We start from the raw sequence: 26464 nt of genomic DNA, 5'->3' as shown, positions 1-26464 counted from the left end.
CTCCCCCTAAGACGCGGATCCCGCGCGCAGCAGGACGCCGTGCCGGGCGCCCGGGACACTGACGGCGAGCAGGTAGGCGCCGCCGGGCTCGATGCCCCCGGCGGCGGCCCGATCGACGAGATTGATCAGCGGGTCGGCGGCGAAGCAGTGGCCCACCCGGGCGACGTTGTCGGTGTACAACTGGTCGGCGCCGAAGCCGGCCTGGCGCTCCTTCATCCCGAGCACGGGCAGGAACAGGTTGGCCGGCAGGACCGCGGACACCCGCCCGGCCGGCACGCCGGTGACCTTGGCCAGTTCGTCGTTGACCCGTCGGGACAGCACCGGGCTGATCTCGTGCGACCAGTCCAGGTCCGGCGCGTGCTGTGCGGCGGCGCAGCCGAGCAGTTCGTAGCTCTGCGCGCCGTACGGGTCGGCGGCCACCAGGCAGGCCGCGGCGCCGTCGCTGAACAGCGCGAACGGCTCGATCCGCCGGTCGGCGCCGCCGACCCGGTCGGCGGTGATGACCAGCACGCTGCGGTAGCGCCGGGCCGCCACCCAGGCCGCCGCGACGTCGATGCCGGCCATCAGGTTGGCGCAGCGGTTCAGCGTGACGCCCACGAAGGCCGCACCGGGCAGGTCGAGGCCGGTCAGCACCCGCTCGACGAAGGAGCCGTGCACGTCCGGCCCGCCGGCGAACCGGGTGCAGCACAGCACCACGGCGTCCACGCCGGCCGGGTCCAGGCCCGCGCCGGCCAGGGCCGCCCGGCCGCTGTCCAGCATCAGGTCGGCCACCGGCCGGCGGGTACGCCACACGCTGCCCCAGCCCCACAACTGCGCCAGCGGTGGCATCTTCAGCTCGCGGATGCGCTCCGCGAAGCCCGGCAGGTCGGCGTGCGGGGTCCGGTCCTCGCCGAGGACGTACGCGGGAGCGCTGAGGTGGACGGTCACGGCTTCGCCCCGGTGCGGTCCATCATGTCGTTGATCTCCGGGTAGCTCAGCGTCCGCTCGGCGAAGCCGAAGGTGCCGCGGTCGGCGACCTCCCGGGCGGCGGCCAGCGTGGCGCTGAGCGCGGTACGGGCCAGCGCCGAGCCGAGGCTGATCCGCCGGGCGCCGGCCGCGGCCAACCGCTCGACGGTGACCGCCGACGAGCTGCCGGCCAGGACGTTGACCGGCCGGTCGACGGCGGCGCAGACCTGCGCCACCACCTGCGGGCCGGGCAGCGCCGGGGCGTACAGCACGTGGGCGCCGGCGTCCTGGTAGGCGCGCAGCCGCCGGATGGTGTCGGGCAGGTCGGCCCGGCCGTGGAAGAAGTTGTCCGCGCGGGCGGTCACCAGGAACGGGAACGGCAGCTCGGCGGCGGCGAGCACCGCGGCCCGGACCCGCCGGACCGCCTCGCCCAGCGGCAGGATCGGCGCGTCCGGCATCCCGGTGGCGTCCTCGACGGACCCGCCGACCGCGCCCGCGGCGGCGGCCCGCCGGATGGTCTCGGCCACGTCCGACGGTTCGGGGCCGAAGCCGTTCTCCAGGTCGGCCGAGACCGGCAGGCTGGTGGCGGCGACGATGGCGGCCACGTTGGCCAGCGTCTCGTCCCGGCCCACCAGGTTGGCGCCGTCGGCGCGGGCCGCGCCGAACGCCAGCCCGCCGCTGGTGGTGGCCAGCGCCGCGAAGCCGAGCCCGGTGAGCAGGCGGGCCGTCCCGGCGTCCCACGGGTTCGGGATGACGAAGCTGCCCTGCTGGTGCAGCCGGGCGAACCGGTCGGCGCGGTCGCTCTGGTCGGCGCGGTCGATGCTCATGCGCCGCTCCCGACGCCGGAACCCGGATCGGTCGCCGCCAGCCGGAACACCTCGGTGGCCGAGCGCGACGGATCGCCGGGCCGCACGTGCAGCTCGCCGCGTCGGGGAAACGCCACCACGGCCGCCACGGTGCGTTCGCGGCGGATGTCGCCGTTGTCGGGCACGCAGATGGGCGGCCGGCTCAGCAGCGCGAAGTGCTCCTCGGCGGCGGCGCCGGCGGGCAGGCCGGCCAGCGCCGAGCGGCAGGCGTCGTAGCGGCGCAGCGACGAGTTGCGCGCGAAGACGTTGATCTCGTCCCGCTCGGCCAGGTCCGGGTCGAGGAAGTGGTTGGTGTGCACCGGTTCGGGCGACGCGTGCCAGCGCGTCGCGCCGTCCAGCACCTCGACGAAGCCGGCCTGGTCGCGGTCGCACAGCGTGATCGAACGGGAGCTGGCCAGCGGCAGGTCCCGCAGCCGCTTGACCGCGTCCGGAACGCTGTCGCAGACGTCGAGCAGGTGCCGGATGGCCAGGTACGGGGGCAGGCCGGGACCCCACTGCCCGCCCAGCACCAGGTTGAGGCCGACGGCCAGGCCGGCCCGGTTGAGGCCCAGATAGCCGAGCAGCCCGCCGAAGCTGAGCACCAGGGCGTGCCCGGTGTCCAGCACGGCGATCTGGTCGTCCAGGTCGCCGTTGAGGTCGACCGTCTGGGCCATGACCGGATCGGCCCCGCACCGGGCGTAGGTGGTGCAGTCGCCGGCCGTGGGAATCCTGCGGTATCCCAGGATCTCCCGCCGCGCCTGCAACAGCACGGCCTCGGCCCGGGTCAGGCCGGCGCCGTCGGCCAGCCCCCGGATCTCCTCGGCGAACTCCGGTACGGCCCGGCCGATCGCCGCGTCGTACCGGGCCAGCGTGTCGGCCAGGGTGGTGCGGTCGACCGGTTCGGACAGCAGGTGCTCGATCCGGGTCAGGCCGTCGTCGAGGAACGCGCGCAGCGCAGCGCCGCGGACCTGGCCGTGCCGGACCCCCCGCTGGTACGCCGTCCCGGCCATCGGCACGTACGGGATGGTCACGGCGCCACCGCCACCCGGGACAGCCGCCGGTCCACCGCCGGCCACTCGGCGCGCAGGACGCTGTAGAAGACGGCGTCCCGGCGCCGGCCGTCCGGCATCGGGTTGAAGCTGCGCAGCACGCCCTCCTCGACCGCGCCGATGCCGCGCAGCCCGGCCCGGGCCGGCTCGTTGAGCACGTCGGTCTTGAACTCGACCCGCTCGGCGCCCAGCGTCTCGAAGGCGAAGCCCAGCAGCAGGTGCTTGGCCGGCCGGTTGATGCCCCGGCCGCGGAAGTCGCGGCCGAGCCAGGACCAGCCGATCTCCAGCCGCCCGTCGGCCTGCGCCAGGTTGCCGAAGCTCATGCTGCCGGCGATCCGCCCGCGGGAGCGGTCCAGGACGACGTACGGCACCCGGCGGCCGGCCGCCAGGTCGGTCAGCATGGTGCTGAAGAACCGCTCGAAGTCCTCCTCGGTGTCCACCCGGGAGACGAAGTAGCGCCAGATGTCCGGGTCCATGGCCACGGCGCGGACCGCCGCCCGGTCGCTCTCGCGGACCGCCCGCAGCGCGACGGCCGCGTTCTCCAACTCCGCCGCGGCGGCCCGGCCGGCCCAGCCGGAGATCGGCCCGCTCATGTCGTGGCCGGCTGGTGCTTGGCGAGCGCGTCGCGCAGTTGCGCCACGGTGCGCATGGCCGCCACGTCGAACTCGGTGAAGTTGGCGACGTCCACGCCGGCGTCGTCGCAGAGCGAGGTCACCAGCAGCACCTTGTTCAGCGAGGTGAGCCCGTAGTCGTCGGCCAGGTCGGCGTCCAGCTCCAGTTCCCCGGCCGGCACGTCGGCCAACACCTGCGCCACCCGCTCCCGGACCAGTCCCTCCAGCTCACTGGACATGCACACCATCCCCTTTCGCCGTGATCGCGGCTGCGTAGCGCGCGAAGATCTGCTTGCGTCGCGGCTTGTACTGCGAGGTCAGCAACCCGTTGTCGATGCTGAACGGCTCGTCGGCCACCACCACCCGGCGTACCTGCTCGTCCCGGGCGAGCGCGGCGTTGGCCGCGGACAGGTGCGCGGCAAGCGCCGACCGGTCCACCGAACCGGTCGGGGAGAGCACCGCCACCAGGTGACTCTGGGTCGGGCAGAAGACCACCGCCTGCGCCACCAGCGGGCTGGCCCGCAGGCGCTCCTCGATCGGCCGGACGATCACCTTGCGCCCGTTGTCCAGCACGATGACGTCGTCGGCGCGACCCTCGATGTAGAGGAAACCGTCCTCGTCGAGGTGCCCGAGGTCCCCGGTCCGCACGGTCCCGTCCGGGCCGAAGATGCGTTCCGACTCGCCCGGCGCCGCGTAGGTGTAGCCGAGCCCGACCGGGTCGTCGCTGTGGACGCTGATCACCCCGTCGTCGCCGATGATGACCCGCTTGCCGGGCAGCACCCGCCCGACGCTGCCGCGCCGGCTGGCCCCCGGGCAGTTCTTGCTGACGATGCAGGTCTCGTTGAGCCCGTACCCCTCGTAGATCGGCAGCCCGCAGGCGTCGAAGAACTCCAGGGTGGCCGGTGCGGCCGGCGCCGAGCCGGTCCACAGGTAGCGGATCCGGTCGCCGAACAGCGCCCGGGCGGCGCTCGCCGGGTCGGTCCCGCCGCGGCGGGCCTGCTCCTCGATGTGCCGCCGGGCGGTCTCGAAGAAGCCCGGTACGCCCATCACCACGCTCGGCCGGGTCCGGCGCAGCACCGCGAACACCGCCGCGTACGAGCTGATCGTGACGTCGTGCCCGTAGGCCAGCGCCGAGTAGACCCAGTAGCGCTGCTGGAGCAGGGACAGCGGCAGGAACACGAAGATGTCGTCGGCCGGCCCGTGCGCGAACATCTGCTGCACGGCGCGCAGCGACCCGTCGATGCTGCCGGCCGAGGCGGCCAGCCCCTTGGGTTCGCCGGTGCTGCCCGAGGTGAACTTGATGGTGGTGGCCTCCTGCCGCTCCCAGCGGGCCGGCGGGATCGTCCCGGGCCGCGCGGCCAGGGCGGTGACCTCGCTGATCGCCCGGATGCCCGGCCCGGTGGCCGGCCGGTCGGTGAAGAGCGTCCGCAGGCCGTAGCGCTCGATCAGGCCGCCGTCGGCCTCGAACTTGCCCGGCTCGAAGCCCGCGGTGACCGCCTTGAGGTGCAGCGCGGCCAGGTCGAGCAGCACCCATTCGAGGCCGTTGGCGGCCAGGATGCCGATCCGGTCGCCGGCCCGGATCCCCTCCGCGTGCAGCGCGGCGGCCAGCCGGCCGGCCCGCGCGTGCAGGTCGGCCAGCTCGATCGAGGTGGTGCCGTCCAGCCGGGCCACCCGCAGGTGGTGGCCGGGCGTTGGGGCGGCGCCGATGACCCGGTCGAGTACGGTTCCGCTCATTTGCGGCCACCCTTCCGCTGTTCGGCAGCCAACCGGTCGGCCATCAGCCGGACGGTCCGCACGTCGTACATCTGGTCCAGGGGGATCGTGATGCCGAACTCCTTGCGGACGCCGGTGAGGATCCGGGCCGCGCTCAGCGAGTCGCCGCCCAGGTCGTACAGGCTGGCGTCGGGGGCGAGGGTGGGCAGCCGCAGCACGCCCGACCAGAGGCGGATCAGGGCGGCCTCGACCGTGCCGTCGGGCGTGCCGTCGTGCGCCGCGGCCGGGCTGGCCGCCCCGGCCGCCGCGGCGGTCGCGGTGGACGGCCCGGACGCTGCGGTGGTCGACCCGGTGGGCGGCTGCGCCGGCGCTCCGGCGGGCGCTGCTGCGCCGGCCGGCGCCGGCTCGATCTCGGCCAGCCGGGCACGGTCCACCTTGCCGTTGCGGGTCAGCGGCAGCGCGCCGTGCCAGACCAGCGCGCTGGGAATCATGTAGTCCGGTAGCTGCTCGGCGAGCCGTTCGCGCAGCTCGCCGAGGCCCGGCCGGTCGTCGCCGGCCGGCACCACGTGCGCCACCAGCCGGTCGCCGTGGGCCCCGCCGCGGCGTACCACCACGGCCTGCTTGACCGCCGGTACGGCCACCAGCCGGCTCTCGACCTCGCCGGCCTCGATGCGGTAGCCGTTCACCTTGATCTGGAAGTCGCTGCGGCCGAGGATCTCGATCGAGCCGTCCGGCAGGTACCGGCCCAGGTCGCCGGTGTTGTAGAGGCCGTCGACGAAGCGTTGCGCCGTGCGGTCCGGGTCGCCGTGGTAGCCGCGGGCCACGCCCGTGCCGCCGGCCCAGATCTCGCCGGCCACCCAGTCCGGCCGGTCCCAGCCGCCGGGTCCGCGGACGAACGCGGTGTTGTTGCGGTTGGGCCGCCCGTACGGCACGGGCCGGGCGCCGTCGTCGGCCACCCCGACCGGATGCAGGATGTTCCAGATCGTGGTCTCGGTGGGGCCGCCCAGCGAGACCACCTCCAGGTCCGGCAGCAGTCGCAGCAGCGCCGCCGGCAGCTCCGGCGGGATCCGGTCGCCGCTCATCATCAGCAGCCGCAGCGCGCCCAGCCGGGCCGGGTCGGCGGCGGCCTGCTCGCAGAGCATCGCGGCAATGGCCGGTACCGAGTTCCACACCGTCACCCCGTGCCGCTCGCACAGGTCGAGCCAGTGCGCCGGGTCGGCCGCCCGGTCGGCGTCGGGCAGCACCAGGGCCGCGCCGACCGACAGCGCGCCGAAGACGTCGTACACCGACAGGTCGAAGTTGAACGCGCTGATCCCGAAGAACCGGTCGGTGGCGTCCACCCCGAACCGGGCGGTGCAGTCGGCGACCACGTTCGCCACGTTGCGGTGGCTGACCATGACCCCCTTGGGCTGCCCGGTGGTGCCCGAGGTGTAGAGCACGTAGGCCAGGTCGTCGACGTGTCCGTCGGCGGGCGGCTCGAACGGTTCGCCGGCCGGCACGTCGGCCAGCACCAGCGCGTCCGGCTCGGCGCCCGGAGCGTTGGTCAGCACCCACCGCACGCCGCCGTCGCGCAGCAGGTAGCTGCGCCGCTGCGCGGGCAGGCCGGCGTCCACGGGCAGGTAGGCGGCCCCGGTGAGCAGCGCCGCCAGGATGCCGACCACCTGCTCGGGGCCGCGGCGCATGACCAGCCCGACCAGGTCGCCGCGCCCGATCCCGCGCTCGCGCAGCCAGGCCGCGGCGCCCTGCGCCCGGCTCAGCAGGTCGCCGTAGCTCAACGAGCCGTTGGCGCTGATCACCGCAGGTGCGTCCGGGCGCTGCGCCGCCTGCCGCAGGATGTCGTGCCAGAGCATCCGTTCGGGCTGGGCCGCGGCGGTGTCGTTGGCCTCCTCGCGCCGCCGGCGCTGCTGGTCGGGGCGCAGGTCGGGATCGGTCCGCGCCCAGCCGGTCGGGTCGGCCAGACCGTCGAGCAGCCGCTGGTAGCCGGCCACGAACGCGGCCGGCAGCCCCGGCGGGAACAGCTCGTCGACGCTGTCGACCTGGATGGCCAGGCCGCCGTCCTGCTCCATGGCGAAGACGTTCAGCTGGACCTGCGGGGTCTGGCTGACCGAGAACACCTCGGGACCGAACAGGTGCAGCGCCGAGCCGTCGACGCCGGGGCGGACGTACCCGATCGCGCAGTTGAACGTGTACGGGGTGCGCGCCGCGCCGCCGGCGCGCCCGAGTTCCTGCAACACCTCGGTGCCCGAGACGTGCCGGTTCTCCAGCGCCTGCCGCAGCTCCTGCTGGATCGTCGCGCAGCGTTCGGCGAAGGTGGCGGCCGGGTCGACGACGGCGGTCACCAGCATGGTGTCGGAGAAGTTGCCGATGGCCTCGAAGATCCGCGGATGGATCGGCGGCCGGTTGGCCACCGTGGTGTTGACCGTGAAGCGCTGCCCGGCGCCCCAGTAGGCAAGCGTCTGCGCGTACGCGGTGAGCAGCACGGCGTTGGGGGTGACCCCGTGCCGGCGGCCGTGCTCGGCGATCCGCCGCCAGTCGGGGGCGGCCACCCGGACGGTCCGCTGGGTGAACCGGGGCCGGGTCAGCGTGGCCGGGTTGGCGGCCAACGGCAGTTCGGGAGCCGGGCTCAGGTCGGGCAGCCGGTCGTGCCACCACCGGCGGGACCGCTGCGCCCGCTCGGAGGCGGCCGTGCGGGCCAGTTCGGCCACGTAGTCGGCGAACGGCACCTCGTCCGCGCCGGCCGGTTCGCCCTGGTACGCCTGCCACCAGGCGCGGAAGAACAGGAACATGCTGATCCCGTCCATCACCAGGCCGTCGTGGCTCACGTGCAGCACCATCCGGTCCGCGGCCAGCACGCTGACCTCGGCGCGGACCAGCGGCGGCCGGTCCAGCGGCAGCACCCGGTGCGACGCCCGCTCCCGGTAGGACCGCAGGACCTGGTCGCGGGCCCGTTCCGGCAGGTCCCGCAGGTCCCGGACCCGGATGTGCACCGGTACGTCCTCGTGCACCACCTGCCGGCCGTCCGGGGTGAACCCGGTGCGCAGCGCCGAGTGCCGGGTCACCACCGCGCGCAGCGCCGCGGTGAGTCGCGGCAGGTCCCAGTGGCCCTCGATCTCGTGGTAGACGTGGCTGGCGCCGCCGCCCAGCTCCACCAGGTCGCCCCGGCCGAGCAGGTACGCCCGCTGCAACGGGGTCACCGGGAAGCCGGCCGGGGTGCCCAGATAGGAGACCAGGTCCGGCTTGGCGGCCCGGATCCGCGCCACCAGGTCGGCGTCCATCCGGTCGGTCGGCCCCTGCAACCGCAGGTCGCCGTCGGCGGCCGTGATGGTCAACCCCCGGGCGTCGATGTCCCGGAGCAGTTCGCGGACACTCACGCCGGAACCGCCTCGGTTTCGGCGCCGCGCCGGACCAGCGCCAGCGCGAGTTCCGCCACGGTCGTGCCGCCGAGCAGCTCGTCGACGCTGAGTTCGAGGCCGGTGCGCTCCAGGATCTGGTACTGCAGGGTGACCGCGTGCAGCGAGGTGGCGCCGAGGTCGGCCAGGGTCCGGTCGCCGATCGGCCCGTCGGTCTCCAGCAGACTGGCGACGGTGGCGGTGAGCCAGCCGTCGGTGGCGTCCGCCGGCCGCGCCGGTCCGGCGTCCGTCGTCGCCTCCGTTGCGGCCGCCGTTGCGGCGTCCGGCCCGGTGTCCGGGTCGGCACCCGGGTCGGTGAAGAACACCTGCTCGGCCAGCTCGATCCGGGTGCCCGGCGCGACCAGCGTGACGGTCTGCGGCCACGCCTGGACCGGTTCCATCCCGAGCGCCGCCGCGAGCTTCGCGGCGAACCGCGGCATGACCGCGGTGGCCCCCACGGCCAGCAGCTTCGCCGCCGCCAGTTCCAGCGCGATCGCGGTACGGGCCTCGGCCCGCCAGCCGGCGGACTGCGACACCCGCGCCTCCTGGCTGGCGAACGTGTGCACGTCGGTGACGATCGCGTCCAGTTCGGCGGCGGCGGCGTTGAGCGAGAACCCGTCCGGCCCCAGCGCGCCGGCCAGCGCGGCGAGCCGGGTGTTGAGCCGGGCCAGGAAGGCCGTGTGCTCGGGCGTCCAGTTGCCGGCGTCCGGCACGGTCCCGTCGTACGTCGTCCGGACGCGCCGGCCGAGATCGTTGAGCCAGTGCTGCCAGCCGCCGATCAGCGTCTGGCGGACCTGCTGGCGGTAGGCGGCCAGCTCGAAGTTGGTTCGCCGGCCCTCGGAGCGGATCCGGGACAGGTAGTAGCGGACCGCGTCGACCGTGTCCGGGCCGAGGATCTCCTTGCCCCAGATGGCGTGCCGCCGGCTGGTGCTGAACTTGGCGCCGTCCAGCAGGAGGAACTCGTTGACGTGGTAGTCGATGTCCGGGGTCCAGTCCGGGTAGGCCAGTTGGTACAGCACCGGGTAGAGGATCGAGTGGTAGAAGCTGTTGTCGTAGCCGAAGAAGTGCACGATCTTCCAGTCCGGCTGCGGCTCGTGGGCGTGCCAGCCGGTGCCGAGCCGTTCGCCCAGGGCGGCGATGCCGTGCAGGAAGCCGTAGGACATCTCCGGCCACACCCAGATGACCTGGCCGGGTGCGCCGTCCTCGACCGGCGGCACGCCCCAGTCGGCCGGGTGGGTGATCGGCACGTCCACCCGGTCGCGGCTGAACAGGCGCTCGGCCAGGTCGCGCAGCCGGGCCGGCACCCGGCCGAGGTGGTGGTGCTCGGCCAGGCTGTCGGCGTACTCGTGCAGTGGCAGTTGGTAGCGGGTGGTGCTGCCGGGCACCGGGGGAGTGCTGGAGTGCCGGGCGACCGGGTTGGTCAGGTCGTGGCAGAGGTTCGGCTCGCCGCACTCCTCGCAGATGTTGCCGCCGGCACCGGAGCCGCAGTGCGGGCAGCCGCCGGTGACGTCGACCTCGTAGAGGTAGCGGCCGGTCTCGCCGTCGTGCAGCGCCGGCGCGGCGACCGGGGCCACCCCGCCCGAGGAGACCAGCCGGGTGAAGAACGCCTGGAGCTGTTCCCGGTAGTCGGGGTCGGCGTTGGTGACCGTGTACTGGTCCAGCGGGACGTCGAGCAGTTCCAGCGTACGGGCGATCTCGGCGCTGTAGTGCGCCGCCGTCTCCGCCGGCGACCGGCCCTCGCGGCGGGCGCACTCGACCACGTAGCTCTGGTAGTCGTCGCTGCCGGTCAGGTGCCACGCCCGGTTGCCGTTCAGGCGCTGGAACCGGACGAACACGTCCGCCCCGAGGTACGGGCCGGACAGGTGGCCCAGGTGCAGGTCGCCGTTGGGGGTGGGCGGGGTGGAGAAGACGAAGACCGGCCGGTCCCGCAGCCGGCCGCGTTCCACCTGGGCGGCCTGCCGGCCGGCGCGTTCGGGGTCGCGCCAGTAGAGCGTCACGAAGAGCAGGTCCTCGTCGCCGGTGTTCTCGATGACGTGCGTCTCGAACGGCTCGAACTGGACCACCACGCCCGGCCGGGCCGGGTACCGGCGGCCGTCCACGATCAGGTCGCCGGTGCCGCGGACGATGACGAACGTCTCGGTCTCGTCGTGCTGGTGCGGGTCGGAGCTGACGCCCGGCGCCACCCGGCCCCAGCCGGCGCCCACCCCGATGCCGGCGATGTCGCTCATGTCGATGCCGAAGGCGGTCGCGAGCCGGGCCGCATCGTACGTGTCGAGGATCATTACTGCCCTTTCCGGTCGATCAGGTCCACGGCCTCGGCGGCCATTGCGGGGCCAAGGCGGTATCCCGAGCCGTTGGCGCCGCCGGCGAAGACGACCCGCCCGGCCGGGTCGAGGGCGCGGATCGCGGGTTGGCGGTCGGGGGTGTAGGCGTCGCAGAAGACCCGCCCGGACCGGCAGCGGGCGGCCAGGTCCGGGGCGTAGCGCCGGAGCACCTCGCGGGCCTCGCGCAGGTGCTGCGGGCGCAGCGCGTACCCGGCGGTGTCGGGATCGGCGTCCCACTCCTGGCAGGTGTAGCTGAACAGGGCGTGCCCGCGGTGCGCGAGCGGCAGCAGGAAGGCGTCCTCGTCGTGCAGCACCACGCACGGGTCGCCGGGCCGGACCGGCCGGTCGACGTGCAGCGCCACCACCCGCTTGACCCGCAGGCCCAGCGGGGCGACCAGGTCGGCCCAGGCCGGGTCGGCGATCCACGGCCCCGGGGCGAGCAGCACCCGGTCGACGGTCAGCTCGTCGCCGGTGGACAGCCGCAGCGCCACCGCGTCCGGACCCGGCCGCACCGACGTGACGGCGACGCCCTCGCGGACCCCGGCCGGTGCCAGCCGCGCGGCGAGCGCCGCGACGTCCGCGTGGTGCCCGCCGCGCACGGTCCAGGCGCGGCTGCCCGCGGGCAGCCGCACGTCCGGGTCGCCGGTCGCGTCGGTGTCCGTCGGCTTCGCGCCGGGCAGGTACGCCTCGATCACCGCGTCGGCGGATCCGGCGCCGGCGACCACGGTCATCGGCACCGGATGGATCGGCAGGTCCGGCCGCTCGGCGAGCAGCCGGGCGTAGTACGCCTCGCTGACCGAGGACATCTCGCGGACCCGCTCGCAGGCGCCGCGCGGGAAGTGCAGCCCGGCCGAGCGCCGGCTGGCGCCGGCGGCCACCGCGTCGCGTTCGAGCAGGATGACCTCGCTCGCCGGCCGCCGCGCGGTCAGCTCGCGGGCGATCAGGCAGCCCAGGATGCCGCCGCCCACCACCGCCACCCGGTCAGCGCTCACGAGGTCACCTCGTGCTTGGTGGCCCACTCGATGAAGGACGAGATGTGGTTCTCCGACCGCACGCCGCTGATCCGGTCCACGATCCGCTGCGACCGCCAGGCCAGCAGGCTCAGGTTGGGGTCGGCCAGGCCGCGCTGCTGGCGCGCGGCGTTCTGCACGAAGATGTTGCGGTCGGCCGGGCCGTCCCAGGTCACCGCGAAGTTGTCGTCGATGCGGAACTCGTCCCCCTCCCGTTCGAGCCGGTGCGCGATGGGGGCGAGGAAGTCCATCCGGGCCGGCCGGAAGCCGGTGGCCCAGACGATGACGTCGACGTCGAGCTGCTCGTCGACGTCCTTGAGGTCGTTGTGCGCGAGGGTCAGCTTCCAGCCCTGCTCCTGACCGCCGGTGACCTGCAGGACCTCCCGGTTGGGGTAGAGCGCGAACAGGTCGACGGCGTTGTCCACGAACCGGTGGATGTAGGCGCGCTGGTAGATCTCCCGCAGGGTCTGCTCGGAGATCCCGTCGCTGGTCAGCACGTGCTGGCGGGTGAACCGTTCCCGGGTGCCGCGGTGCAGCTTGGCGAAGTAGTCGGAGAAGCAGGGCATGTAGTAGTCGTTGGTGAACGGCGAGTCGTCGATGGGCAGGAAGTTCGGCCGCCGGGAGACCCAGGCGACCCGGCGGGGCAGTCCGGCCCGCGGCCGGGAGATGAGGTCGAGGAACGCCTCCGCCCCGGACTGCCCGCCGCCGACCACGACCACCCGCTTGCCGGCCAGGTCGACGGCGCGGTGCATGAAGTCGGCGACGTGGAACTGGGTGGCGCCGAGGGCGTCGCGGGCGTGGTGCGGCACCCAGCGTTCGGTGCCGACGCCGACGGCGATGTTCTCGGCGCGCATCGTGCCGCGGGTGGTGCGCACCACGAAGTCGCCGTCGAAGTCGACCGCCAGCACCTCCTGGCCGAAGACGACGTTGCTGTTGCGCTGGCTGGCCCAGCTCATGTAGTTGCGGAACTCCTGCCGGGGTACGGCGTCGAACTGGGCGTTGATGAAGTGGTAGAGCCGGCCGTGCGCGTGCAGGTAGGACAGGAACGAGAACGCGTTCGTCGGGTCCGAGAGGGTGACCAGGTCCTTCATCGTCGACACCTGGAGCGTCGCGCCGGGCATCTGCTGGCCGTCGTGCCACTCGAAGGCGGGCCGCCGTTCGACGAAGCAGTTCGTGATCTCGGGTCGTTGGTGCAGCAGGCTGGCGAGGCTCAGGTTCGCCGGGCCGGCACCGATGCCAACACAGCGGAAATGTTTGACGTCCTCGTCGCGCGACTTGGCTTCCACGTCCAGAATCACCTTCCCGATGCGATGGACGCATTGTCGAAGTCGGGCACGCACCACAATTCGAGGCGACCAATAATCGTACTGACCGCCCGGTGAAATTAAATGGTGGAAAACCTCGACTAGCGAATCGAAGTCGCGTCCTGGAGCACGTTTCGTCTGCGGTGGCCTGTGGAACTCTGGCTGGAACCGTAGGTCAGCACCCGCTGTGCTGTCAACGACACTTATCGTCGTGCTTAAAGGGTGGTATGTATCTGCTTAATTTTGCTGGCCGAGGCCGGGCCGCTCCATCGCCGGCCACCGCATTTTTCGACTGCCGGACGCCGTCCCGACACCTTCCGCCCGGCCAGGAGTCACAATCCGACAGACACCGTGGGCCGGTGCCGGACCGGGAAATTGACGGACTTGGCGATGAAACAGGCGTTGTGGGCGACCCCGTGCAGTCGGACCGCTTCGTCCATCATCATCGGGTCGGTCACGATCACCGACGGTGCGAGCGTGACCTCGGTGAACCGGCCGCCGTCGCGGTCGATGGCCAGCTCACCGTGCGGCCGGTCCGTGTAGCCGATCACCTCCACCCCGCGGCGCCGGCACAGGTGCAGGTAGACAAGCATGTGGCAGGTCGAGAGCGCGCTCACCAGCAGTTGCTCCGGATTCCACCGGTCCGGGTCGCCGCCCAGGGCCGGGTCCGCGGCGACCGCCAGCGGATCCGGGCCGTCCGCGCTGACCAGGCCGTGCGTGCGCCGACCGGTGCCGCCGGCGGCACCGCCGCCGGACCAGGAGACGACCACGTCGTACGAGTGAATTGTCATGGCCAAAGGGATACCACGGGTGGCCGGACGGGTCGACGGCGAAATGGTGGACAACGGCGAAGTGCGCACGGGCGCGGCCTGTCGGTTGCTTGGACGTCCAACGGTATAATACTGTTGGTTTTGTCCGTTGTGGATCTCATCGGCTCGACTTGACACGTAATGACGTGCGGCTCGGCCGCGACTGCGGCCGTCGCGTCAGGAAACGGGGAGGAAATACTGATGGCGGAGAAATCCGGAATCGCCGCCGGCGCATCACGCGGCGCATTGCTGGCGGCGTCGGTGACGGTTGTTCTGTGGGCCTCGGCCTTTGTTGCCATCCGGGCCGCCGCACCCCATTTCTCCCCGGGCGCGCTGGCGCTGGGCCGCCTGCTGGCCGGTGCGGTCACCCTGCTGGCCTTTCTCCTCCTGCGGCGCCAGGGCCTTCCGCCGCGCGCGGCCTGGCCGGGCATCGCGCTCTCCGGCGTGCTGTGGTTCGGGCTCTACATGGTGGCGCTCAACTGGGGCGAACGGTGGGTCGATGCCGGCACCGCCGCGATGGTCGTCAATGTCGGACCGATCGTGATGGCGCTGCTCGGCGGCTGGCTGCTGGGTGAGGGGTTTCCGCCCCGACTGTTCGCCGGCCTCGCCGTGGCCGCCGCCGGTGCCACCGTGGTGGGCCTGGCCAGTTCCGACGGCCGGGCCTCGGCCGGCGGGGTGCTGCTGTGCCTGGTGGCCGCCGTGGCGTACGCGGCAGGCGTGGTGGCGCAGAAGCCGGCCCTGCGGCACGCCTCCGCGTTGCAGGTGACCACGTTCGGCTGTCTCATCGGCGCGCTGGCCTGCCTGCCGTTCGCCGGGCAGCTCGCGTCGGAGCTGACGGTCGCGCCGCTGCCGATGATCCTCTGGGTCGCCTACCTGGGCGTGTTCCCGACCGCGCTGGCGTTCACCACCTGGGCGTACGCGTTGGCCCGCTCGACCGCCGGGCGGATGGGGGCGACCACCTACGTCGTACCGGTCGTGGTGGTCCTGCTGTCCTGGCTCTTCCTGGCCGAGGTGCCCCGGCCGCTGGCCGTGCTGGGCGGCCTGCTCTGCCTGGCCGGGGTGGCCGTGTCGCGTGGCCGTGCGGGCCGTGCGGGCCGTGCCGGCGGGGTCGGCCGTGCGGGCCGTGCGGGCCGTGCCGGCCGGGTCGCTCCGGTGCCCGAGCCCGCCGGGAGCGCGGAGCCGGCGGTGCCGGGCACCCCGGAGGCGGCCCGCTGAGCAGCCCCGGGGGCCGGTCGCGCACCGGCCGGGCCGTCCGGCCGGCCGGGCCGCGGGTGCCACGCCGCTCAGCGGCCGAGGAACGTGGGCAGCCCGACGTCGAGGGAGTAGACGAACAGCAGCCAGAGCAGGGCCACCGCGCCGGCCGGGACCAGGACGACCGCGCGCGGGCTCCGGGCGCCCAGTACGGGCAGCAGCGCCACGCCGAACAGGACGCTGGCGACGATGAAGCCGAGCACGGGCAGCAGCAGCACGTAGCCGATGGTGGCGGCGATGGTGAGCGCGCCGTACGGCCGCCGCCGCGGCGCGGCCGGCGGTTCCGGTTCCGGTTCCGCGGCGGCACCCGCGGGAACCGGAACCGCCGTGGTGGCCGGCTCTGCCGTGGTGGCCGGCTCTGCCGTGGTGGCCGGCTCTGCCGTGGTGGCCGGATCTGTCGGGGCGGCCGGATCTGTCGGGGTGACTGACCCCGCCGCGGCCACGGCGGCGGAGTCCGCCGGGTCCGTCGCGCTGGCCGGCCCGGTCCGGTGTCGCGCCGCCCACCACGCCTGCAGGGCGATCGCCACCGCGACGGCGATGAGGCCGACGGCGAGGACCCGCGGCAGCCCGTACGGGCCGAGCGGGTCCTCGACCGGGACGTCGGGGGTGCGCCGGACCGAGACCAGGACGGTCGCGCCGAGGCCGAAGAGTGCCGCCGCGGCGACCAGTTCACCGCGCCTGTTCTGGAACATCGTGTCCTCCCGTGCTGGGTGATGTGCGCCAGGCGGCGAGCGCCGGCCGCACGGCGCCGCCGGCCAGGATGACGGCGATCAGCGCGAGGATGGCCGCGGTGATCGGGCGGGACAGGAACCCGCCGACGCCGTCGGTGAGGATGAGGCCGCGGCGCAGGTCGCTCTCGGCCGCGCTGCCCAGGACCAGCGCCAGCGCGGCGGGGGCGACCGGCAGTTCGGCCCACCACATCGCGTAGCCGAGCAGGCCGGCGCCCAGGCACACCCAGACATCCACCATGGACTGCCGGTACGCGTAGACACCCGAGATCATCGCGAGCACTGCCACGTAGGTGATGATCCGCTGGGGCGCCGAGGCGAGGAACGCGCTGGGCCAGATGGCCAGGTAGCCGATCACCACCATCAGCACCGTACTGATCAGCAGTCCGGCGCCGACCGCCGGCAGCAGCGTCGGGTCGCTCTTGGCCAACTGCGGGCCGACGATCAGCCCCTGCGCGGTCAGCGCGGCGAGGATCAGCACGTCGGCCGGGTCGCCGGGGATGCCGAGCGCGAGGGTGGGGATGAGACTCGACGTGCCGCAGGCGTTCTGGCTCGCGTCGGTGGCGGCGATCCCCGGAATGGAGCCCTCCTCCGGCCGGCGTCGCCAGCGCCGGACCAGGGTGACCAGCCGGTAGGAGATGAACGAGGCGGTGGTCGGCCCGGCCCCCGGCAGGGGCCCCATGGCCAGCCCGACCGCGGAGCCCACCGCCGCCGGGGCGGTGGCCTCCCGGAGGTCGTCGGCGCGTGGGCGGGGCAGCCGGATGACGCCGCGGCGGGCGTCGCCGACGCGGGCACCGGCGCTGGTCGCGGGCGACACGAAGATCTCGCGGAGCGCGAGCAGGCCGATCAGCGCCGGCACCACCTCGATGCCCTGGTCCAGGCCGTCCACGCCGAAGGTGAGCCGGGGCTGGCCGGTGACCGGGTCCGGCCCGACGAGGGCGATCAGGATGCCGATGAACATCGCGCCGATGCCCTTGACCGGGTTGCGGCCCATCAGCGCGGCGGCGGCGGTCATCCCGAGCAGTTCGAGGGCGAAGAACTCCGGAAAGAGGAACCGGGTGGAGAGCGCCAGCAGCGGGGTGATGAGGAACAGGAAGGAGAGCACCCCGAAGACCTGCCCGACGCTGGCCCCGAAGAGCGAGACGAGCAGGGCCCGGCCGCCCTCGCCGCGCAGCGCGAAGGGGCGGCCGGCCTCGACGGTCAGCAGTGCGGACGGGGTGCCAGGGATGCCGACGAAGACGGCGGGCAGGGCGTTGCCGAAGCCGGCGCCGATGATGATGGCGCTGAACAGGAAGATCCCGTACTGCGGGTCGACCCGGATGACGAAGGGCAGCAGGATCGCCATGCCCATGGTCGGGCCGAGGCCGGGCATGGCGCCGAGAATGATCCCGGCGACCATGCCGACCACGATGAACATCAGTGCCCGGGGATGCAGCGCGGCCTCGAACGCCGCGGGCAGGTTCTCAAGCACCTCCGGTCACCCTCCGACCGTCACTTGCGCAGACCGGTGGTCAGCCCGTTTTCCTCCAGTACGGGTATGACGGTGTCGACGATCTGCTGCCGGTAGCCCTGCACCCAGGCGCCGTCGCGGACGTTGAAGTCGAAGCCGTGCTGGCGTTCCTGGAAGGTGGGGTCGGCGGCGACCTTCTGCATGAGCTCGTAGAACCAGTCGAGGTGCTCCTGCGGGGCGTCCGGCAGGGCGCCGAAGCCGCGTTCGCTGCCGACCGGGATGGGCTTGCCCCCGGCCTGGGCGACCGGAACGTCCGGGAGCCCGGCGAACGGCGCCTCGCCGCTGACCGCGAGGACCTTCATCTGGTCCTCGATGCCTGCCGAGTAGGTGACCACGGCGAGGTCGGCGCCGCCGCCGCGGATGACGGTGAGGGCCTCGCCGCTGCCGCCGGTGGGGATGAACCGGATCGCGTTCTTGGCGATCCCGTTCGCCGCCTGCCAGACGGCCAGGGTGGAGTGGATGAGGCTGCCGGTCTGCCCGGCCACGGCGCGCAGCTTGCCGGGGTCGGCCTTCGCGGCCTGCTCGACGTCGGCCAGCGTGTCGTACGGGCTCTCCTTGGGGACGGCGAACACGAACGGCGCCTGTTCGACGACGCCGACGGGCTTGAGCGTTTCGAGTTTCGCGTCGGCGAGTTGTTGGACCGTCCACGGCCGCACGGTCGCGCCGGCCCAGGAGACGGCGTACAGGTCGTAGCCGTCCTTGGCGTTGGCGCGTCCGCTGAGGAACTCGACGTGGCCGTACCAGGAGACGGGTCCGGGTGCGGGGCGGCTGTCGGTGATGATCGGCACGGGGGAGTACTTCCGGGCCACCTCGGCGAACGCCTTGTTGAGCAGGTCGTCGGTGTGGCCGGGTTCGAAGGTGTTCCACAGGGTGATGGATCGGCTGGGAAAGCCGTCCGCCAGCGGGGCCAGTTTGCCGTCCGAGTCGCCGTCGGCCGTGCTCTCCCCGCCGCTGCACGCGGCGAGCAGCGGGAGAGTGAGGGCGCAGGCCGCGGCGAGGATTCGGACGGTCGGGCGCAGTCGTGATGTCTTCATCTCGGTGCTCGTCTTCCTTGTGTGGGGGACGGAGAAAGACTTGAAGTTCACCCGAAGTGCATGCAGTGTATGCATCGCATTATGCAGTTTCAAGGGATGGGAAAAACTCATCCTTGACGCACCGTACGCTCTGCATACAATGCATGCAAGCTCCTCAAGGGGGAGCCCGAGGAGGACCTTCGGATGGATGAACAGACGGCGGCCCGTGCGCCCGGACTCGTCGCGTACCGGACCGACGACCAGCCGGGAGCACGGGCCGGACTTGTCGTCGGCGACCTGGTCATCGACCTCGCCGCGACACTCGACGCGGACGCCCTGCCGGCCGAGCGGCCGGGTGCGGCCCGCTGGCGGGCGGAGCCCGGCCGGCTCGAACTCTTCCTGGCCATCGACGGCTGGCCGGACCTGGTCGCCACGGCCGCGGCCGGTGCCGCCGCCGAACCCGGCCGGACCGTGCCGCTGGCCGCGGTGACCCTGCGGGCTCCGGTGAGCCAACCGCAGAAGATCATCGGTGTCGGACTCAACTACCTGTCGCACGCCGACGAGGCCGAGCGGACGGTCCCGGAGTTCCCGATCCTGTTCGCCAAGTTCCCGAACACCCTGATCGGCCCGCACGCCGACGTGCCGATCCCGCGGGCCTCGCACCGCATCGACTACGAGGGCGAACTCGCGGTGGTCATCGGCCGGCGGACCCGGTACGCCACCCGGGACGACGCCGACGACGCGGTCGCCGGGTACGCGGTGGCCAACGACGTCTCCGCCCGGGACTACCAGTTCCGGACCAAGGAGATGCTGCAGGGCAAGTCGTTCGACCACTTCTGCCCGCTCGGCCCGTGGATCAGCAAGCCCCGGGCCGCCGACGACCTGGCCGGGCTCTCCCTGACCACGCACGTCAACGGCGAACGGCGCCAGTCGGCGACCCTCGGCGAGATGGTCTTCGACGTCCCGTTCCTGATCGAGTACATCTCGGCGATCATGACGCTGGAGCCGGGCGACGTCATCCTCACCGGCACGCCGGCCGGCATCGGCGGCGGCATGCGGCCCCGCAGGTGGCTGCGCGACGGTGACCGGGTCGAGATCGAGATCGCCGAGGTCGGCCGGATCGCCAACACGTTCGTCGGCCGGTCGGGCGGAGCCTGATGGACTACACCACGATCGAGGTCACCCGCGACGACCGGGGCGCCGTCCGGATCACCCTGAACCGTCCGCAGCGGCGCAACGCCTTCAACGACACCATGCTCCGCGAGCTGGACCGGTGCGCCCGCGAACTGAACGACGACCCCACGGTGCGGCTCGTCACGCTCACCGGCGCCGGCGGCGACTTCTGCTCGGGCCGGGACACCGCCGAACTGTCCGAGGTGGGCGCCCGGGACTCCGGCCGGCCCGTCCCGGCGGCCGGCGGCCACGAGTCGAGCATGTTCCGCGCCCTGGAGATGCCCACCGTCGCGCTGCTGGACGGCGCGGTCGTCGGCGGCGGCCTCGGCTTCGCGCTCCAGTGCGACCTGCGGATCGCCACCGACCGGGTCAAGCTCTACGACGGTCACCTGCGCGCCGGCATGGCGCCCAGCGTCGCCGCCTGGTACCTGCCGCGGGCCACCACCGTGGGCCGGGCGCTGCGGTTCTGCGCCCACCACCGGCCGGTGCCGCCCGAGGACCTCGGCGCGCTCGGCCTGTTCGAGGCGATCGTCGCGCCGCACGAACTGGAAGCCGCGCACGAGCGCCTCGTCGCGCCGTTCCTCGGCACCGATCCCCGCCTGCTGCGGCACACCAAGGCGCTGCTGCGGGAGGCACAGACCGAAGGGTACGAGGCCACCATGAGACGCGTCGGCCTGGTACGGGCCATCGAGAGGCTCGGGAAGCCGGCATGACCGACTGGGATCCGTTCTTCGAGCCGCGGGTGATCGCGGTCGTCGGCGCCAGCGCCGACCCCAACCGGATCGGGGGGCGGCTGGTCCGCTACTCGGTCGAGTCCGGCTTCACCGGCCGGATCATCCCGGTGAACCCCAACCGCGAGGAGGTCTTCGGCATCCGCACCCGGCCCAGCCTCGCGGACCTCGACGAGGCGCCCGACTGGGTGGTGGTGGCGCTGCCCCGGGAGCGGGTCACCGAGGCGGTCGAGCAGGCCGGCCGGGCCGGCGCCCGCAACGTGTCGGTGGTCGCCGCCGGCTTCGCCGAGACCGACGACGCCGGCCGGGCGTTGCAGCAGCGGCTGACCGAGATCGCCGGCCGGCACGGGATGCGGCTGCTCGGCCCGAACAGCAACGGCTTCATGGATGTCGCGGGCCGGGCCTTCTTCGCGTTCACCCCGGTCATCGACTCGGCCCGGCCCACCCCGGGCGACCTGGCGATCGTGACCCAGAGCGCGGCGGTCGGCACGTACCTGGTCAACTGGTGCCGGCGAATCGGCCTGGGGGTGCGGCACTGGTTCCACACCGGCAACGAGGCCGACATCACGGCTCTGGAACTGGCCCGGGTGCTGGCCGAACGCGGACAGGTGCGGGGCATCGCGCTCAGCCTGGAGACCGTGCGGGACCTGGAGGACCTGCACGACACCCTGCGGGCGCTGGCCACCGCCGGCATCGCCACCGCCGTGCTACAGGCCGGCACCTCGACCATCGGCCGGCTGGCCAGCCAGGCACACACGGCGGCCCTCATCGGCGACGAGAACGACCTGCTCGGCGACCTGATCGCCAGCGCGGGCGGCTACCCGGCCAGCTCGATCGCCGGCCTGGTCAACTTCCTCCAGGTCGCCGTCGACCATCCGGCGCTGCCGGCCGATCCCCGGCTCGGCTTCGTCTCCACCTCGGGCGGTGTGGGCGTGCTGATGGCCGACGCCGCGGAGACCAACGGCATCACCATGCCCACCCTGTCCGCGCCGGTCCAGGAGCGGATCCGCGGGTACGCCCCGTTCAGCCACCCGGCCAATCCCGTGGACACCACCGCCCAGGTGATCAACCAGCCCGAGACGTTCCCGCGGATCCTGCGCGACTGCGTCGACAGCGGCGAGATCGACCTGCTCGCGGTCTTCATCGCGCACGGGCTCGCCGGCGCCGGCGACCGTACCCTGCAACGGCTGGTCGAGGCCGCCACCTCCCGGCCCGACGCCGCGTTCGCCGCGCTGGGCATCCTGTCCGCCGACGCGGCGAGCGCGCTGCGGGACGCCGGTGTCAGCACCTTCTCCGAGCCGATGGACCTCACCGGCGCGCTGCGGGCCACCGTGGACGCGGCGGCACGCCGGGCCGCCTTCGCCCGCCGCGCCGCCGGGCCGCGGCCGACGCGGGACGGCGGCACCGGACCGACCACCCTGCTCGACGAGATCGCCGGCAAGCGGCTGCTGCGCGAGGCCGGCGCCACGGTCGCCCCGGGCGGCACCGCCGCCGACGCGCAGGAGGCGGTACGCGTCGCGACCGACCTGGGTTTCCCGGTGGTGGCCAAGCTGGTCAGCCCCGGCATGCCGCACAAGGCCCAGCACGGCGGCGTGCGGCTGCACCTGTGGAACGCCGACGCGGTGCGCGCGGCGTTCGACGCCCTCACGGCCATCGGCCGGCGCAAGACACCGGACGACTTCACGATCCTGCTCGAACGCCAGGTCACCGGGGTGGAGCTGTTCGTCGCCCGGATCCGGCATCCGCGGCTCGGCCCGCTGGTCGGCATCGGCCCCGGCGGCTCCGACGTCGAGCGGTCCGGGGCGGTGCGCTGGCAGTGGGGGCCGGTCGGGGCGGCCGAGGTGCGGGCCGTCAGCGGCCTCGCCGACGCCCACGCGGACGCCGTCGCCGCGCTGCTGGCGGCGATGGAGACCATCCCCGCGAACACCGTGGAGGTCAACCCGGTGTTTCTCACCGACGACGGCCAGGCCGTCGTGGCCGACGCGCTGATCGAGATCCGGACCGGTTCGGGAGGCCAGCCGTGACCGTCGAGAGCGCCGAGACCGCGCCGGGCGTGTGGCGGATCAGGATCGCGAACGAGGCGAAGCGCAACGCCCTGTCCGCCGAGGTCCTCGCCGACCTGGCGACGGAGCTTGAACACGCCGCCAGCACCGACTCGATCAAGGTGGTGGTCCTCACCGCGGTCGGTGACTTCTTCTGCGCCGGCGGCGACACCGCCCGGATGGGCGACCAGCGGCCGTCGCCGCTGGCCAAGCGCGACTACCTGGCCGGCGGGGTCGGGCGGCTGGCCCGCCGGTTCGCCGAACTCGACAAGCCGGTCATCGCCGGGCTCAACGGTCCGGCCATCGGTGCCGGCGTCGACCTGGCCCTGTGGTGCGACTTCCGGTTCGCCGTCCCCGGGGCGTACCTGCGGCTCGGCTTCGTCGATCTGGGTCTGACCCCGGGTTTCGGCAGCGCCTGGCTGCTCACCCACCTGGTCGGCGCGTCGCGGGCGCTGGAGATCCTGCTCCTGGGCGAGAAGGTCCCCGCCGGGACCGCGCGGGAACTCGGCATCTACCGCAGCGTCACCGACACCCTGGACGCCGACGTCGCGGCGTTCGCCGAGCGGCTCGCGGCCAAGCCGGCACCGGCGGTGCGGGTCACCAAACGCCTGGTCCAGCGGGCGCACCAGATGGACGTCATGGACAGCCTGGAGGCCGCCTGGTCGTCGTTCGGGCTGCTGCAGGAGACACCGGAGCACAGCGAGGCGGTGCGGGCGTTGCGCGCGCGCCGCCCGCGGAAGGGGGACCGGGCATGAACCCGTTCGAGCCCGAGGGCGGCGAGGAGCTTCGACCGTTCGAGGAGACCACCCGGGCGTTCGTCGAGCGCGAGATCGCGCCGGTGGAGGCGGAACTGCGGGCGGCCGGGGCCACCGGCATCCCCGCCGACGTGCGTACCGAACTCCAGCGCAAGGCGAAGGCCAACGGGCTGTGGTGCTTCGCCACCCCGGCCGGGTACGGCGGCGCCGGGCTCACCGCCACCCAACTGGTCGCGGTGCTGGAGCAGGCGGTGCGGCACACCTACTCGTTGCCCGACCCCGGCGACGGGGCGTTCGGCTACGACCCGCCGGTCTTCCTCCTGGAGGCCGACGACGAGCAGCGGGCGAAGTATCTGCTGCCCACCATCGAGCAGGGTCGGCAGTGGTTCGTGGCGATCACCGAGCCCACCGGCGGGTCCGACCCGGCCCGGGCGATCCAGACCCGCGCCGAGCGGATCCCGAGCGGCTGGCGGATCACCGGTCGCAAGCAGTTCATCAGCCGGGTCGGTGAGTCGCCGCTGGGCGTGGTGCTGGCCCGGACCGGCACCGCCGCCGAGAAGGGCGGTGGCATCTCCGCGTTCATCGTCCCGCGCGACTCGCCCGGCTTCTCCTACCGCAAGGTCGCCGTCATCCGCGACCACCACACCTACGAGGTCGCGCTGGACGGCGTCGAGGTGCCGGAGGAGAACCTGCTGGGCGAGCCCGGCCGCGGCTTCGAACTGGCCAAGAAGTGGCTGGCCCGGGGCCGCCTCTCGCTGGCCGCCCGCTCGGTCGGCGTCGCGGCGCTGGCGCTGGAGATGGCGGTCGACTACTCCGGGGAGCGTTCGACGTTCGGCCGGCCGCTGGCGCAGCGGCAGGGCATCCAGTGGATGCTCGCCGACTGTGCCGTCGAGCTGTACGCCGCCCGGCTGATCGTCCGGGACGCCGCCGCCGGGGTGACCGCCGGGCGGCCGTCGCCGACGAAGACCTCGACGGCGAAGCTGGTGGCCACCGAGACCGCGTACCAGGTCGTCGACCGGGTGATCCAGATACACGGCGGGATCGGCCTGTGCCAGGAGATGCCGCTGGAACACTGGCTGCGGGCCCTTCGGGTCAACCGGGTCGTCGAGGGGGCGACCGAGGTGCAGAAGCTCGTCATCGCCCGCGGCCTGCTGCCCCGGCGTGCCTGATCAGCAGCATGGCCGCGACCAGGGGAAGGGGCCGTTCCGCGTCGGCGGTCGGCGCGGCCGTCGCGCTGCAGAGCGCCATCATGCTGCCGGTCTTCCTGGTCTCGACGCTCGCGCCGTACCTGGAGCGCGACATCGGCCTGCGGGAGAGCACCCTGGGCCTGGCGGTCGGGACGTTCTACGCGGTCTCCGGCGGCACCGCGGTCTGGCTCGGCCGCATCGTCGACCGGCGGAGCTGGCAGCGCGGCCTCTACATCGCCGCGTTCGGCGCGCTGGTACCGATCGCGGTGCTCGGCGCGCTGGTGACCAACACCGCGCTGCTGATCGCCGGCATGGTGATGATCGCGATCGTGCACTCCGCCGGGGTCGGCACCACAAACCTCGCGATCGTCGACGCGGTGCCGCCCGGCCGCCAGGGGCTCGCCTTCGGCATCAAGCAGGCCGCCGTGCCCGCCGCGACGCTGCTGGCCGGGGTGTCGGTGCCGGTCCTCGCCGAGCAGGTCGGCTGGCGCTGGGCGTTCCTGTTCGCCGCCAGCCTCCCGCTGCTGGCCATCGGGCTGACCCGGTGGCGGCACGGCGACCACGCGGGCGCGTCGCGGGATATGGCAGTCCGGGCCGCGAGCCTGGCGGACCGCAGCCGGCGGCGTCGGCTCCGGACGCTGGCCGCGGCGTTCTCCGTCGCCACGTTCACCACCAGCTCGCTGAGCGCCTTCTTCGTCCTCTTCGCGGTGGGGCGGGGCATGTCCCCGGCGGCGGCGGGCGTGACGGTGGCGGTGGCCAGCCTGCTCAACATCACGATGCGGGTGTCGCTGGGCTGGCTGGCGGACCGGTACCGCTGGCAGGCGTTCGCCCAGGGCGGGCTGGTGCTGGCGGCCGGGTCGGTCGGGTTCTTCCTGCTGGTGGGCGCGACCGGACGGCTGCTGATGGTCGGCGCGCTGCTCGCGTACGGGCTGGGTTGGGCCTGGCAGGGGCTGATCCACCTCGGTGCGGTCCGGCTGCTGCCGGGGGCGCCCGGGTACGCCACCGGGGTCATCCGGACCGGTCTGGCCGTCGGGTCGGCCACCGGACCGATCTTCTCCGGCCTGTTGATCGGGGCCGTCGGCTACCGCCCGCTGTGGATCCTGCTGGGCTGCCTGGCCGCCGGTGCCGCCGTGGCCGTGCTGCTGACCGTGCGTACCGCGGTGGAGGCCGCGTGAGGATCCTGTGGAGGGCGACATGAACGAGATGTTTGACCAGGTGCCGGGCCTCGTGGTCGGCGAGCCGGAGCCGGGCGTCTTCGAACTGCTCATCGACCGGCCGCACCGGCGCAACGCGGTCACCGAGGAGATGATGCGCGCGCTGCCGGACATCGTGGAGCGGATCAACAACCGTCCGGACGCGGCGGTGCTGATCGTGCGCGGTTCCGGCCGGGCGTTCTGCGCGGGCGCCGACCTCGGCGTGGTCAACCAGCGGCGCCGTACCGATCCGCCGTGGCGGTGGCCGCAACTGATGGGGCGGGAGGCAGAACTCCTGGACGGCTGCGAGGTCACCACCATCGCGGTCGTCGACGGGCCGGCCGTCGGTCTGGGCATGGGACTGGCGCTCAGCGCCGACATCTGCGTGGTCGAACCCGACGGGTACTTCGCGGAGGCGCACCTCGCGCTCGGGCTGGCGCCGACCGCGATGGCGTGGTGGCTGCCGCGGATGGTCGGACTGCAACGGGCCAGCGACATCATCCTCACCGGCCGGAGGGTCGCCGGCGCGGAGGCCGCCGCGATCGGGCTGGCGGCCCGGCTCGCCGAACCGGGCCAGGGCCGCGCGACCGCGCTGGCGATCGCGCGGGAGGTCGCCGACAAGCCCCGGGACATGGCGCGCTACGCCAAGCTCGCCCTGCGGGTGGCGCAGGACCGGGAGCGGATGACGCAGGTGCGGCAGTTCGGCGGGATGGCCAACCGCATGCACCGGGCCTGGCTCGCCGCCGAGCACGGTGCGGCCGGCGAAGGCCCGCCCGGCACGCCCGGCACGAGCGGCGCCGGCGGCGCCGCCACGGCGACCACCCCGGACGGTGAGTGAGATGCGGCACGGGTACGACGTGGTCGCCGACGCGGTGCTGGAGA

22 protein-coding genes are annotated in these 26464 nt (G+C 73.5%); 8 read left to right on the top strand and 14 right to left on the bottom strand.

The genetic code is table 11. The annotated features are described in order from the left end of the window. Positions 1-6 precede the first annotated feature (6 nt). From CIK06_RS17690 to CIK06_RS17640, 11 genes are all read right to left on the bottom strand, one after another. Positions 7-927, bottom strand: a complete 921-nt coding sequence (locus tag CIK06_RS17690) for a 3-oxoacyl-ACP synthase (protein WP_095565765.1) — start codon at positions 925-927, stop codon at positions 7-9. After that, positions 924-1772 carry an isocitrate lyase/phosphoenolpyruvate mutase family protein gene (locus tag CIK06_RS17685; protein ID WP_095565764.1) on the bottom strand — a complete coding sequence of 283 codons (849 nt, stop codon included), beginning with the start codon at positions 1770-1772 and terminating at the stop codon, positions 924-926. The genes CIK06_RS17690 and CIK06_RS17685 overlap by 4 nt, the downstream gene beginning before the upstream one ends. After that, entirely contained in the window at positions 1769-2821 is a 1053-nt protein-coding gene (locus CIK06_RS17680) for a C45 family peptidase (protein WP_232533693.1), read from the bottom strand. Before CIK06_RS17680 ends, CIK06_RS17685 begins: the two co-directional genes overlap by 4 nt. After that, positions 2818-3432 carry a GNAT family N-acetyltransferase gene (locus CIK06_RS17675; protein ID WP_095565763.1) on the bottom strand — a complete coding sequence of 205 codons (615 nt, stop codon included), beginning with the start codon at positions 3430-3432 and terminating at the stop codon, positions 2818-2820. Before CIK06_RS17675 ends, CIK06_RS17680 begins: the two co-directional genes overlap by 4 nt. After that, the gene (locus CIK06_RS17670) at positions 3429-3689 is read right to left on the bottom strand and encodes an acyl carrier protein (protein WP_095565762.1); all 261 of its coding nucleotides are present in this window, start codon (positions 3687-3689) and stop codon (positions 3429-3431) included. The genes CIK06_RS17675 and CIK06_RS17670 overlap by 4 nt, the downstream gene beginning before the upstream one ends. After that, the gene (locus tag CIK06_RS17665) at positions 3679-5184 is read right to left on the bottom strand and encodes an AMP-binding protein (RefSeq protein WP_095565761.1); all 1506 of its coding nucleotides are present in this window, start codon (positions 5182-5184) and stop codon (positions 3679-3681) included. Before CIK06_RS17665 ends, CIK06_RS17670 begins: the two co-directional genes overlap by 11 nt. Further along, positions 5181-8534: a non-ribosomal peptide synthetase gene (locus tag CIK06_RS17660; RefSeq protein ID WP_095565760.1), complete on the bottom strand. Its 3354-nt coding sequence runs from the start codon at positions 8532-8534 to the stop codon at positions 5181-5183. The genes CIK06_RS17665 and CIK06_RS17660 overlap by 4 nt, the downstream gene beginning before the upstream one ends. After that, entirely contained in the window at positions 8531-10834 is a 2304-nt protein-coding gene (locus CIK06_RS17655) for a class I tRNA ligase family protein (RefSeq protein WP_095565759.1), read from the bottom strand. The genes CIK06_RS17660 and CIK06_RS17655 overlap by 4 nt, the downstream gene beginning before the upstream one ends. After that, on the bottom strand, positions 10834-11868 hold the full coding sequence (locus CIK06_RS17650; RefSeq protein ID WP_095565758.1) for an FAD-binding oxidoreductase: 1035 nt from the start codon (positions 11866-11868) through the stop codon (positions 10834-10836). The genes CIK06_RS17655 and CIK06_RS17650 overlap by 1 nt, the downstream gene beginning before the upstream one ends. Beyond that, entirely contained in the window at positions 11865-13184 is a 1320-nt protein-coding gene (locus tag CIK06_RS17645) for a lysine N(6)-hydroxylase/L-ornithine N(5)-oxygenase family protein (protein ID WP_232533692.1), read from the bottom strand. Before CIK06_RS17645 ends, CIK06_RS17650 begins: the two co-directional genes overlap by 4 nt. A 338-nt stretch (positions 13185-13522) precedes the next feature. Continuing rightward, positions 13523-13981 carry an OsmC family protein gene (locus tag CIK06_RS17640; protein WP_095565757.1) on the bottom strand — a complete coding sequence of 153 codons (459 nt, stop codon included), beginning with the start codon at positions 13979-13981 and terminating at the stop codon, positions 13523-13525. A 279-nt stretch (positions 13982-14260) separates the two neighbouring features. Between CIK06_RS17640 and CIK06_RS17635 the strand changes: the two genes are divergently transcribed. Beyond that, positions 14261-15214: a DMT family transporter gene (locus CIK06_RS17635; protein WP_232533691.1), complete on the top strand. Its 954-nt coding sequence runs from the start codon at positions 14261-14263 to the stop codon at positions 15212-15214. A gap of 68 nt (positions 15215-15282) precedes the next feature. Here the strand turns inward: CIK06_RS17635 and CIK06_RS17630 are convergent, their stop codons facing one another. The 3 genes from CIK06_RS17630 to CIK06_RS17620 are packed head-to-tail and all read right to left on the bottom strand — an operon-like array spanning position 15283 to position 18522. Next, entirely contained in the window at positions 15283-15942 is a 660-nt protein-coding gene (locus tag CIK06_RS17630; RefSeq protein ID WP_095565755.1) for a tripartite tricarboxylate transporter TctB family protein, read from the bottom strand. Continuing rightward, positions 15920-17449 (bottom strand): tripartite tricarboxylate transporter permease, encoded by a 1530-nt coding sequence (locus CIK06_RS17625; RefSeq protein WP_095565754.1) that lies wholly within the window; start codon positions 17447-17449, stop codon positions 15920-15922. The genes CIK06_RS17630 and CIK06_RS17625 overlap by 23 nt, the downstream gene beginning before the upstream one ends. Positions 17450-17469: 20 nt before the next feature. Further along, on the bottom strand, positions 17470-18522 hold the full coding sequence (locus tag CIK06_RS17620) for a tripartite tricarboxylate transporter substrate binding protein (RefSeq protein ID WP_157756819.1): 1053 nt from the start codon (positions 18520-18522) through the stop codon (positions 17470-17472). Between the two features lie 183 nt (positions 18523-18705). Here CIK06_RS17620 and CIK06_RS17615 point away from each other — a divergent pair, with 183 nt between their 5' ends. Genes CIK06_RS17615 through CIK06_RS17585 form a run of 7 tightly spaced genes read left to right on the top strand, consistent with a single transcriptional unit; the run spans position 18706 to position 26420 of the window. Then, positions 18706-19659, top strand: coding sequence for a fumarylacetoacetate hydrolase family protein (locus CIK06_RS17615; RefSeq protein ID WP_095565752.1), 954 nt, complete (start codon positions 18706-18708; stop codon positions 19657-19659). Next, positions 19659-20387 (top strand): enoyl-CoA hydratase/isomerase family protein, encoded by a 729-nt coding sequence (locus CIK06_RS17610; protein ID WP_095565751.1) that lies wholly within the window; start codon positions 19659-19661, stop codon positions 20385-20387. Before CIK06_RS17615 ends, CIK06_RS17610 begins: the two co-directional genes overlap by 1 nt. Continuing rightward, positions 20384-22429 (top strand): acetate--CoA ligase family protein, encoded by a 2046-nt coding sequence (locus CIK06_RS17605; RefSeq protein ID WP_095565750.1) that lies wholly within the window; start codon positions 20384-20386, stop codon positions 22427-22429. Before CIK06_RS17610 ends, CIK06_RS17605 begins: the two co-directional genes overlap by 4 nt. After that, positions 22426-23202: an enoyl-CoA hydratase/isomerase family protein gene (locus tag CIK06_RS17600; protein WP_095565749.1), complete on the top strand. Its 777-nt coding sequence runs from the start codon at positions 22426-22428 to the stop codon at positions 23200-23202. The genes CIK06_RS17605 and CIK06_RS17600 overlap by 4 nt, the downstream gene beginning before the upstream one ends. Next, the gene (locus CIK06_RS17595; protein WP_095565748.1) at positions 23199-24371 is read left to right on the top strand and encodes an acyl-CoA dehydrogenase family protein; all 1173 of its coding nucleotides are present in this window, start codon (positions 23199-23201) and stop codon (positions 24369-24371) included. The genes CIK06_RS17600 and CIK06_RS17595 overlap by 4 nt, the downstream gene beginning before the upstream one ends. 8 nt (positions 24372-24379) lie before the next feature. Beyond that, positions 24380-25564: an MFS transporter gene (locus CIK06_RS17590; RefSeq protein WP_095565747.1), complete on the top strand. Its 1185-nt coding sequence runs from the start codon at positions 24380-24382 to the stop codon at positions 25562-25564. A 19-nt stretch (positions 25565-25583) separates the two neighbouring features. Then, positions 25584-26420 (top strand): enoyl-CoA hydratase/isomerase family protein, encoded by an 837-nt coding sequence (locus tag CIK06_RS17585; protein ID WP_157756818.1) that lies wholly within the window; start codon positions 25584-25586, stop codon positions 26418-26420. Positions 26421-26464 lie beyond the last annotated feature (44 nt).

This window comes from Plantactinospora sp. KBS50, assembly GCF_002285795.1.
In the GTDB taxonomy this organism is placed as follows: domain Bacteria; phylum Actinomycetota; class Actinomycetes; order Mycobacteriales; family Micromonosporaceae; genus KBS50.
The sequence above is the reverse complement of the archived record's forward strand: the minus strand, read 5'-3'. Positions and strand labels throughout refer to the sequence as shown.